We start from the raw sequence: 9,453 nt of genomic DNA on the forward strand, positions 1-9,453 counted from the left end.
GGCTGGTCCCGCCAGTCGAACCAGTCGTGGCGGGCGCTGCCGCTGTCGACGAGCGCGACCACCGGGCGGCGGCCGGTGAAGGACGGGTCCGGGACCGGCTTCGGCCAGACGACCTGCACCGGCAGACGGCTCGCGTACCCGAAGCCGCCTCGGGCCGGCGCGTCACCGGGGAGGCCGTGGCCGTCGGTGACGGGCTCGCCGCCGACGGCGGACGCGCGGACCACGGCGGAGCCCACCAGCAGGTGGTTGAGGCCGATCCGGCCGCCGTACCCGAGGATGCGGCGCTGGGCCGGGCTGAGGCCCGCCGTCCCGAAGGGGTTGGGCAGCCGGGACCGCAGATGCTGCAGGGCCGCCCAGGCGTCCACCTCGGCCACGCCGCGGGCGACCCGCAGTACGACCGCGCGCCACTGGACGGGCTCCTCGCCGGGATCGCCCCCGGTGTCCTCCGGCAGCTGGGGAGCCAGCCCGATCTCGTCGAGCGTTCCGGTGAACCACTCCGACACCACCGGGTCGGTGAGCACCTGGACCGGCACCAGCAGCATGTCGCCGTGGTAGACGGTGGAGCCCGGCACCTCGCTCCGGGGCCCGAGCGGCGCGGTCGCTGGGTCCAGCACCCGGGCGCCGTGCCGGGCCAGGATCTCGCGCGGGAAGAAGGGGGCCGCGCCGGCGTCCGGAGCCTCCGGCTCCCCGTCCGGCTCCCCCAGGTAGTCAATCGCCCACATCGGGACCTCCATCTCTTCTCCGCACAGAAGAGAGGGCGGCCCCCGGGGTCAGATACGCCTAGGGGCGTAACGAATGCGTCACACCGTCAGGAGGCGAAGATCTCCTCGCGGGCCTGCTCCAGGGCGGCGATCACCGCGCCGCGCAGGACCGGGCTGCCGGTCACCTCGCTGGTGACCACCTGGGGGCGGATCGGGCAGATTCGGGCCACCGCCTGCTCCACCCGGCCGGTCAGGGAGACCCCGCCCGCCTGGCCGACCTCGCCGGCCAGCACCACGAGGCCCGGGTCCAGGACGACGCAGACCGAGGCCACGCCCAGGGCCAGCCGGGAGGCGATCTCGTCCAGCAGCCGGTCTCCCTCGACGCCCGCGGACACGGCGGCCGTGACGGCCTCGGCGGCGGTGTCGGCGGTGAAGCCGTACTCGGCGGCGAGTTCGATGACCGCCTCGGAGCTGACCAGGGACTGGAGGCCGCCGGCCAGCGACGGCAGCCGTCCGGGAGTGGCGCGGATGTCCTCGGCCAGCGGGACGCCGGGCACCGGGAGGTAGCCGATCTCGCCCGCGCTGCCGGAGCGGCCCCGGTGCAGGCGCCCGCCGAGGACGACGGCCAGGCCGATGCCCCGGCCCACCCAGAGCAGCACGAAGTCGTCCACCTGCTGGGCCGCGCCTTTGGCGCGTTCCGCGATGGCCACCAAATTCACGTCGTTCTCGATGGTGACGTCCCGGCGCAGGTCCCGGGCCAGCGCCTCGTGGATGCCCTCGTGCCAGTCCGGCAGGTCGAAGGAGAAGTGCACGTCGCCGGTGCGCGGGTCCACCACGCCTGGCGTGCCGATCACCACGCCGCGCAGCCGGGACAGCGCCACCTTGGCCGACCTGCACGCCTTCACCACGGCGTTGTGCACGACCGAGACCGGGTCGTCGTGCCCGTTCGGGGAGGCGGTCACCTCGGCCACCACGTCGCCGTTGATGTCGGCGATGGCGGCGGTGACGAACTCCGGGCCGACGTCGAGCCCCGCGACGTAGGCGCAGGAGGGGATCACGCCGTACAGCGCGGCGTTCGGGCCGCGGTTGCCGGCCTGCTCGCCGACCACCTCGACCAGGCCGCGCTCCTCCAGCCGGGAGAGCGTCTGGGAGGCGGTGACCTTGGACAGGCCCGTCAGGTCGCCGATCTGCCCCCGGGTCAGCGGTCCTGAGGCGAGCAGCAGTTCCAGCGCGGCCCGGTCGTTGATCTCCCGGAGCAGCCTGGGCACGCCAGGACGTCGCTCCATGCTCCTGCTTTCTATGATCGCCCCCGGGTTAACGCAGCTTGCGAAAAATATCAACAAAGTTTCCTGCCAGCTTAGCGACTCGGCGGCGGTCCGGAAATTGGCTCTTGATACCCCTCCCGCGGACTACGAGGATCACTCATGTCCCACGCGGAGGAGTGCTCATGTCCCGCTGGCCGATCGCCGCCCTCACCCTTGGCCTCCTGCTGTTCCTCGACGCGCTGCGGGTCTTCCTGCCCTCCCTCATCACCCTGTACGGCCAGGCCGGCGACACCCCGCCCGAACGACTCGGCCTGTTCGCCGCCTTCTGGTTCGTGCTCTCTTTCCTCGCCATCCCGATCGCCCGCCTCATCGGCCCCCGCGCGGTGCTGATCGGCGGCGCGGCCGGTCTCGCCGCCACCAGGATCTGCCTCCAGGCCACCGACGGCGGCGACCCCCAGCTCTACCTCTCCGCCGCGAGCGTCACCACCGGCCTCCTCTTCCTGTACGGCTCCGCCCGCACCCTCCCCCGCGCCGCCGCCCCCGTCGGCATCGCCCTGGGCCTCGCCCTGAGCGGCCTGCTGCAGCTGGCCCTGGACCACATGGACCTGATCTGGCGGGACGGCCCGCTCCCGTGGCTGCCCGCCGTCCTGCTCCCGGCCGCGTTCCTGTGGTCGGTCCTGCGCGTCGAACCGGCGCAGGACGGCGCCCCGACCGCGATGTGGTTCCTCCTCGGCCCCGCCCTCTTCCTGGCGGGGCAGTACCTGGGTCCCGGCTCGGCGAGCGCGGCCGAATGGTCAGGGAGCACCAGCGAGCCGGTCGCGGCGGCCTCGGTGGCGGCGCTGGGGGTGGCCTGCCTCAGCCTGGTCCCGTTCGCGATCGCGCCGCTCCTGGCCGGCGCCCCGGTCGCCGTCTACCGGGTGCTGTTCCCGGCCGGGCTGCTGCTCGGCGTCTTCTCCCCGGTGGCCGGGCTCGCGCAGGCGACCCTGCTGGCGGCCGGGCTGGGCGGCTGCCTGGGCCTGGCGGCGCTCAACCCGGGACGGCGCCGGCCGGGAGCCGCGCTGCTCGGCGGCACGCTGCTGTTCCTGGTGGCCACGTTCGCGTACTACGCCTCCTACGACGCCGATCTCGGCTTCCCCAACACCGTGGTGCCGCCCGTCGTCGGCGTGGCCGTCGCCCTGACCGCCCTGTCCGGATTCCGCCACCGCCACGGCGGCCCTCTCATCCCGGCCCCGGCCGTACGGCTGCCCGTGCTGGTCTCCGGCACCCTCGCCGGGCTGCTGCTCCCGCCGATCGTGGTCGCCGGGCTGACCTGGCGGACCCTCCCGGCCACCCAGACCGTGGAGGGCACGGAGTTCACGCTCGTCGCGTACAACATCAGAATGGGGTACGGCCTGGCCGGCACCCTCGACCTGGACCGGATCGCCGCCTGGGCCCGGTCGGTCCGCCCCGACGTGGTGCTGCTCAGCGAGGTGGACCGCGGCTGGCTGCTCAACGGCGGCCACGACGACCTGGACCGGATCGCGCGGGGGCTCGGCATGCGGTACTACTTCGCGCCCGCCGCCGACCGGCTCTGGGGCGACGCGCTGCTCACCAACCTGCCCGTGACGTCCGTGCGCTCGCACCCGCTCGGCCACCACGGCCACCCGACGGGGGCGCAGGCCCAGGCCACCGTGCTGTCGGTGGGCGGGCGCGAGGTGGGCGTGCTCAACACCCATCTGCAGGCGACCGCGGGCCAGGCTCCCGAAGTGGCGGCGCTGGCCGGGCAGCTCGGCGCGTCCCGGCCGGTGGTCCTGGCGGGCGACCTCAACATCACCAAGGAGGATCCGGAGATGCGCGTGCTCGAAGCCGCGGGGTTCACCGATCCGCTGATCGCGCTGGGCGACCCGCCCACCTCGCCGGCCGGGAATCCGGTCAAGCGCATCGACCACGTGCTGGTCACGGCGGGGGTGCGGGTGGTGGAGGCGTCGGTGCCGCGGGTGCCGTACTCCGATCATCTGCCGGTCGTCGTGCGGCTGCGCGTCGGCTGAACCGGGCAGATTTGCGGGGTTGCCGTCCAACCATTGCCAACCGAGCGGGATAATCAACTACATGCGACTTTCTGCCCGTGTCGACTACGCTCTCCGCGCCGCCGCCGAACTCGCCGCGTCGGGGGAGGGGCCCACCACCGTGGGCGAGCTCGCCAAGGGCCAGGAGATGCCGCCCAAATACCTGGAGAACATCCTGCTGCAGATGCGCAGGGCCGGTCTGGTGCGCGGCCAGCGCGGCCCGGAGGGCGGCTACGTGCTCGCCCGCCCCGCCGCCCAGATCTCCCTGGCCGACGTGATCCGCGCCGTGGACGGTCCCCTGGCCAACGTGCGCGGCGAGCGCCCCGAACATGTCGGCTACACCGGCGCCGCGCAGGCGCTGCAGCAGGTCTGGATCGCGTTGCGGGCCAGCGAGCGGGCCATCCTGGAGGAGGTCACCCTCGACCAGATCGCCAGCGGTGAGCTGCCCAAGCGGGTGACCGACCTGTCCAACGACCCCTCGGCCTGGGACTCGCACACCCCGGTCTGACGCCGGTCTGATGCCCGAGGGGGACGCGGTCTACCGCACCGCGAAACGGCTGCGCGCCGCGCTGGACGGCCGCGTGCTGACCAGATCCGACTTCCGCGTCCCTCGCTACGCCACCGCCGATCTGCGCGGCCGGCGCGTGCTCGGCACCGAGTCCCGCGGCAAGCACCTGCTGACCCGCGTCGAGGGCGACCTGACCGTCCACACCCACCTGCGCATGGACGGCAGCTGGCGCGTGCATCCGGCCGGACGCCCGCTCCCCCGCGGCGACGTCATCCGCCTGATCCTGGCCAACGAGCAATGGCAGGCCGTCGGCGTACGGCTCGGCATGGTGGACCTGCTCCCGACCGCGCGCGAGGACCGGATCGTCGGCCATCTCGGCCCCGACCTGCTGGGAGCGGACTGGGACCCGGAGCGGGCCGCGGCCAACCTGGCGCGGGAACCCGGGCGCACCATCGGAGAAGCGCTCCTGGACCAGCGCAACCTGGCGGGGATCGGCACGATCTGGCGGGCCGAGACGCTGTTCCTGGCGCGTCTGTCGCCGTGGCGCGAAGTCGGAGCGGTGGGGGCGGGGGAATCGTCGGCGGACCTGGCGGAGCTGGTCGAGCTCGCGCACCGCCTGATGGAATCGAACAAGGAAGGGCCGGGCGGGCCGGTGACGACCGGCGACCCGAGGCCGGGGCGTGCGTTGTTCGTCTATGGCAGGGCACGCCGCCCCTGCCGTGTCTGCGGAAACCCGATCAGTAGTGGGGAGATGGGGACAGCACCAGCCGAACGGCTGGTCTACTGGTGCCGGACCTGTCAGCCAAGCTAGGCGGGGTCAGGCCGCCACCATGTCCTTGACCTCGGGGAATCCCCCGAACTCAGGACCTGAGGGCACGGTCTCCGAGATGGGCAGACGCTCGTGCTCCGGCACATCTGCCAGAACCGGGGCGTGCTGCAGCTCGGCGAGCGCGAACTGGTCGGACACTTCACGAAGCACCTGCGACAGCGGAACGCCGAGGGCGCCGCAGATCGAGGCGAGCAGCTCCGAGGACGCCTCCTTCTGGCCGCGTTCCACCTCGGACAGGTAGCCGAGGGAGACGCGGGCAAGCGTGGAGACCTCGCGAAGCGTGCGACTCTGACGCACTCTCAGCCGCCGCAGGACGTCACCGAGCAGCTGACGCAGCAGGACCATCTGTCGCTCCCTCCCCGGCGCGGGTGTCGATGGCACGACGTTCCGCGTTGTCGGTTCGTATCGCTTTCCTCGCCCTTCGTACATATTCCTCGCTGTCATCAGGGGATCGCTCGGCCCCTTCGCCGGGCGCGTCCTTGCCTTACTCCTCGCCGATGGCTCACGGACCTCACTCACAGCTCCACCGTACCTGTATCGAGCGACACCGCGGCAGACCGAGGTGAGCATGTTCGCTGGGGACGTAACGCGGTAATCACCCGGAATGTTCCCCCGAATTGACCTGCAGCACACCTAGAAGTAGGTCGAGCGCCTCCTGACAGGTGTGCGCCCGGATCTTCTCGCGGGTCCCGCTCAGCAGCAGGTCGCGGTGCCAGAGCCCGTTCTCCGGGCCCGCCACGGCCACGTGCACGGTGCCCACCGGCCTGCCGTCCTGGGGGTCGGGGCCGGCCACGCCGGTGACGGCCAGGCCGTAGTCGGCGCGCACCAGGCCGCGGACCCCGGCCGCCATCGCGGCGGCCACCTCGGGGTGCACGGCTCCCTCCCTGGCCAGCAGGGCCTCAGGCACGCCCAGCAGCCGCGCCTTGAGCTCCGTGGCGTACGCGACGACGCCCCCCGCGAAGGCCGCGGAGGCGCCGCTGGGCGTCGTCAGGGCCGCGCCGATGAGACCGCCGGTCAGCGACTCCGCCACGGCCACGGTGGCCCCGCGCTCGACCAGCGCGGCCAGGACGGCCGCCGGGAGCCGGGAGTCCGTCACGCGGCCCGCGACCTTCGCGCCACCTGCCGCAGCCGGATCGCGCGGAAGACGTAGTCCAGGCCGGTGGCCACGGTGACCAGCAGCGCCAGGCCCATGGCCGCCAGCCGGGCCAGGTCGGGCACCCCCGGCCAGATGTACAGCGCGATGGCCAGGATTTGTAGCACAGTTTTTACCTTGCCGCCGTAGCTGGCCGGGATCACCCCGTGCCGGATGACCGCGAACCGCAGCAGCGTCACCCCCAGCTCCCTGGCGATGATCACGGCGGTCACCCACCAGGCCATCTCGCCGAGCAGGGACAGGCAGACCAGGGCCGAGCCGATCAGGGCCTTGTCCGCGATCGGGTCGGCGATCTTGCCGAAGTCGGTGATCAGCCCGTACCGCCGGGCCAGCCAGCCGTCCAGCTGGTCGGTGAGGGAGGCCACCAGGAAGACGGAGAGCGCGGCGACGCGCCAGCCCTCGCCGTCCACGAACATGAAGACGATGAAGACCGGCACGATCGCCAGCCGGGCCACGGTGAGCGCGTTGGCGATGTTCCAGGTGCTGGCCATCGGGGGCTCCAGGCCTCCCGCGTCGGGCATCGCCGCGTCAGCCATCGCCGCCGAGACCAGGGGTGCCTCGGCGTCGGACTTCTGTGCCGTCTGCTCGCTGCTCTCGCTCACGAACCAGCCTTGATGCGGGCGATCAGGTCAACCCCTTCCGAATCCACCGCGACGGCGCGGACGATCTGGCCGGGCAGCAGGCCGATGCCCTGGACGGTCACCGCCCCGTCGACCTCGGGGCCCTGGTGGGCGGCGCGGCCCTCGTAGCCGCCGTCGCCCAGGTCCTCCTCGATCAGCACCTCCAGCTCGGTGCCGATGCGTTCCTCGGCGCGCTGGGCGGTCAGCTCCTCGGCCAGTTCGGTCAGGGCGGCCACCCGCTCCGCCACCACGTCCGGGTCCAGCTTGCCGTCGAAGGAGGCCGCCTCGGTGCCGTCCTCGTCGGAGTAGCCGAAGACGCCGATGACGTCCAGCCTGGCCTCGGTCAGGAAGCCGACCAGCTCCTCGAACTGCTCCTCGGTCTCGCCCGGGAAGCCCACGATGAAGTTGGAGCGCACACCCGCCTCGGGGGCGCGCTCGCGCACCTGGGCCAGCAGGTCCAGGAAGCGCGCCGGGTCGCCGAAGCGGCGCATCCGGCGCAGCACCGGGCCGCTGGCGTGCTGGAAGGAGAGGTCGAAATAGGGCGCGACGCCCTCGGTGGCGGCGATCACGTCGAGCAGGCCGGGACGCAGCTCGGCCGGCTGGAGGTAGCTGACCCGGACGCGGTCGATGCCGTCGACCTCCGCCAGCCGCGGCAGCAGCTTCTCCAGCGCCCGCAGGTCGCCCAGATCCTTCCCGTACGACGTGGAGTTCTCGCTCACCAGCACCAGCTCGCGCACGCCCTCCCCGGCCAGCCAGACGGCCTCGGCCACCAGGTCGTCGGGCTGCCGCGACACGTACGCCCCCCGGAAGGCCGGGATGGCGCAGAAGGTGCAGCGCCGGTCGCAGCCCGAGGCCAGCTTGAGCGAGGCCACCGGGCCCCCGCTGAGCCGCTTGCGCAGCGTCCGGGGACCGCTGGCCGGGGCCAGCCCCTCCGGGAGCGCGGCGAGCGAGCCGTGGCCGGGGATGTGCGCGGTGCTCTTGGCCCGCTCCACCGGACTGATCGGCAGCAGCGTGCGCCGGTCGCGCGGGGAGTGCGGCTTCAGCGGGCGGCCGGCGAGCACGTCGTCCAGCCGCCCTCCGATGTCGGTGTAGTCGTCGAAGGAGATGACCGCGGCCGCCTCGGGCAGCGCGTCGGCCAGTTCGGCCCCATACCGCTCCGCCATGCAGCCGGCCGCCACGACCTTGGCACCCGAGTCGGCGGCGGCCAGCAGCGTGTCGATCGAGTCCTTCTTCGCCGACTCGATGAAGCCGCAGGTGTTCACCACGATGACGTCGGGATCGTCGTCCCCCAGCTGCCAGCCCGCGGATTCCAGACGCGCGGCGAGCTCTTCCGAGTCGACCTCGTTACGGGCGCAACCCAGGGTGACCATCGATACGGTTCGGCGAGAAGACATGATGAAACTACGGTATCGGGAGTCGGAACCTACCGGGGACTCGGGACCCCCGGCCCGAACGAGCGACGTACCTTTTCTCCCGTTCGTCCTGGAGCTCCAAGGTCCTTGCCGTTGACCTCCAGCCGGACCGCCCCGGCGTCACGGAAGGTCAGCTTGATCTTCTTCCGGGTCCGGAAGGTCTCCGAGTCCCCGGTCGAGATCATCCCCTGGTAGAGGATCTTGTTGTTGACGTCCCGCACCTTCACCCAGGCCGCGTTGGTGGCCGAGATCTTCACGGTGACCAGGTCGGCCACGGCCGTGACCGGCCGGGTGACCGGCACCGCGGGCTTGGCCTGGGCCTTGGGCGCCGCGGGCGCCACCTTGGCCACGGACTTCACCGGCGCGTCGGTACTGCCCATGATCCGGATCAGTCCGAACACGAGCACGACGCCCAGCGCGGCCGCCATGGCCATGGTCCAGTTGGCTTTCGGGCGTTCGTACAGCTTGATGGGATTGTCGCATTTGAAGAATTCGGTGGCCGATACCGGCCCCTGTTTCCCCGCGTGCGTCTCGTCGAACTCCCGGACGATCACGTCCGGGTCCTGCCCGAGCGCCTTGGCGAGCGCCCGGAGGTGGCCGCGGGCGTAGAAGTCGCCCCCGCAGCTGGAGAAGTCATCCCGTTCCACCGCGTCGATCACGGCTTCCCGGATTCTGGTCAGTTCGCTCAGTTCGGACACGGACAGCCTCGCCGACTGCCGTGCCCCCGACAGTGTTGCCCCGATTGACATTGCTCAACGCCTCCTGCAGCCCCGGACGTTGCGTAGTGGTTCACATTCAATCAGTTACATTCGTGACGCTGCGCAGCGGGGGGCCCTTTTTGTCCGATGGAGGGGCTGAAGGCCTTATTCGCCCGCTGTCGCGTCCCCGCCGCGCAGGTCCGCCAGGAGGCCGGGCAGGTC

The 9,453-nt window shown here is 72.1% G+C and carries 10 protein-coding genes; 3 read left to right on the forward strand and 7 right to left on the reverse strand.

Annotated elements, in window-relative coordinates; translation table 11 throughout:
- A partial coding sequence (locus tag Aph01nite_RS39895; RefSeq protein ID WP_204046287.1) for a hypothetical protein occupies window positions 1–722 on the reverse strand: 722 nt, incomplete at its 3' end.
- Between the two features lie 86 nt (window positions 723–808).
- The gene (locus Aph01nite_RS39900) at window positions 809–1,987 is read right to left on the reverse strand and encodes an ROK family transcriptional regulator (RefSeq protein WP_204046288.1); all 1,179 of its coding nucleotides are present in this window, start codon (window positions 1,985–1,987) and stop codon (window positions 809–811) included.
- Between the two features lie 161 nt (window positions 1,988–2,148).
- Between Aph01nite_RS39900 and Aph01nite_RS39905 the strand changes: the two genes are divergently transcribed.
- The 3 genes from Aph01nite_RS39905 to Aph01nite_RS39915 all read left to right on the forward strand — a co-directional run bounded on the left by Aph01nite_RS39905 (window position 2,149) and on the right by Aph01nite_RS39915 (window position 5,330).
- Window positions 2,149–3,993, forward strand: a complete 1,845-nt coding sequence (locus Aph01nite_RS39905) for an endonuclease/exonuclease/phosphatase family protein (protein ID WP_204046289.1) — start codon at window positions 2,149–2,151, stop codon at window positions 3,991–3,993.
- Window positions 3,994–4,054: 61 nt separating this feature from the next.
- A complete protein-coding gene (locus tag Aph01nite_RS39910) occupies window positions 4,055–4,519 on the forward strand; it encodes an RrF2 family transcriptional regulator (RefSeq protein ID WP_204046290.1) in 465 nt (154 codons plus the stop codon).
- Between the two features lie 10 nt (window positions 4,520–4,529).
- The gene (locus Aph01nite_RS39915) at window positions 4,530–5,330 is read left to right on the forward strand and encodes an Fpg/Nei family DNA glycosylase (RefSeq protein WP_204046291.1); all 801 of its coding nucleotides are present in this window, start codon (window positions 4,530–4,532) and stop codon (window positions 5,328–5,330) included.
- Between the two features lie 6 nt (window positions 5,331–5,336).
- Here the strand turns inward: Aph01nite_RS39915 and Aph01nite_RS39920 are convergent, their stop codons facing one another.
- From Aph01nite_RS39920 to Aph01nite_RS39940, 5 genes are all read right to left on the reverse strand, one after another.
- Window positions 5,337–5,693, reverse strand: a complete 357-nt coding sequence (locus Aph01nite_RS39920) for a helix-turn-helix domain-containing protein (protein ID WP_204046292.1) — start codon at window positions 5,691–5,693, stop codon at window positions 5,337–5,339.
- A gap of 250 nt (window positions 5,694–5,943) precedes the next feature.
- Window positions 5,944–6,444, reverse strand: a complete 501-nt coding sequence (locus Aph01nite_RS39925; RefSeq protein ID WP_204046293.1) for a CinA family protein — start codon at window positions 6,442–6,444, stop codon at window positions 5,944–5,946.
- On the reverse strand, window positions 6,441–7,022 hold the full coding sequence (gene pgsA / locus Aph01nite_RS39930) for a CDP-diacylglycerol--glycerol-3-phosphate 3-phosphatidyltransferase (RefSeq protein WP_204046296.1): 582 nt from the start codon (window positions 7,020–7,022) through the stop codon (window positions 6,441–6,443). The genes Aph01nite_RS39925 and pgsA overlap by 4 nt, the downstream gene beginning before the upstream one ends.
- A gap of 77 nt (window positions 7,023–7,099) precedes the next feature.
- Window positions 7,100–8,515, reverse strand: a complete 1,416-nt coding sequence (rimO, locus tag Aph01nite_RS39935; protein ID WP_204046294.1) for a 30S ribosomal protein S12 methylthiotransferase RimO — start codon at window positions 8,513–8,515, stop codon at window positions 7,100–7,102.
- A gap of 29 nt (window positions 8,516–8,544) precedes the next feature.
- Window positions 8,545–9,282 (reverse strand): helix-turn-helix domain-containing protein, encoded by a 738-nt coding sequence (locus Aph01nite_RS39940; protein WP_275419364.1) that lies wholly within the window; start codon window positions 9,280–9,282, stop codon window positions 8,545–8,547.
- Between the last annotated feature and the right edge of the window lie 171 nt (window positions 9,283–9,453).

The sequence above is a fragment of the Acrocarpospora phusangensis genome (assembly GCF_016862995.1).
GTDB lineage: Bacteria > Actinomycetota > Actinomycetes > Streptosporangiales > Streptosporangiaceae > Acrocarpospora > Acrocarpospora phusangensis.

Bases quoted from the DNA above. Each gene is read 5' to 3' on its own strand.
- Aph01nite_RS39920 (WP_204046292.1), bottom strand. From the start codon at position 5,693: ATGGTCCTGCTGCGTCAGCTGCTCGGTGACGTCCTGCGGCGGCTGAGA.
- Aph01nite_RS39900 (WP_204046288.1), bottom strand. From the start codon at position 1,987: ATGGAGCGACGTCCTGGCGTGCCCAGGCTGCTCCGGGAGATCAACGAC.
- pgsA (WP_204046296.1), bottom strand. From the start codon at position 7,022: ATGCCCGACGCGGGAGGCCTGGAGCCCCCGATGGCCAGCACCTGGAAC.
- Aph01nite_RS39905 (WP_204046289.1), top strand. From the start codon at position 2,149: ATGTCCCGCTGGCCGATCGCCGCCCTCACCCTTGGCCTCCTGCTGTTC.
- Aph01nite_RS39910 (WP_204046290.1), top strand. From the start codon at position 4,055: ATGCGACTTTCTGCCCGTGTCGACTACGCTCTCCGCGCCGCCGCCGAA.
- Aph01nite_RS39915 (WP_204046291.1), top strand. From the start codon at position 4,530: ATGCCCGAGGGGGACGCGGTCTACCGCACCGCGAAACGGCTGCGCGCC.
- rimO (WP_204046294.1), bottom strand. From the start codon at position 8,515: ATGTCTTCTCGCCGAACCGTATCGATGGTCACCCTGGGTTGCGCCCGT.
- Aph01nite_RS39940 (WP_275419364.1), bottom strand. From the start codon at position 9,282: ATGTCAATCGGGGCAACACTGTCGGGGGCACGGCAGTCGGCGAGGCTG.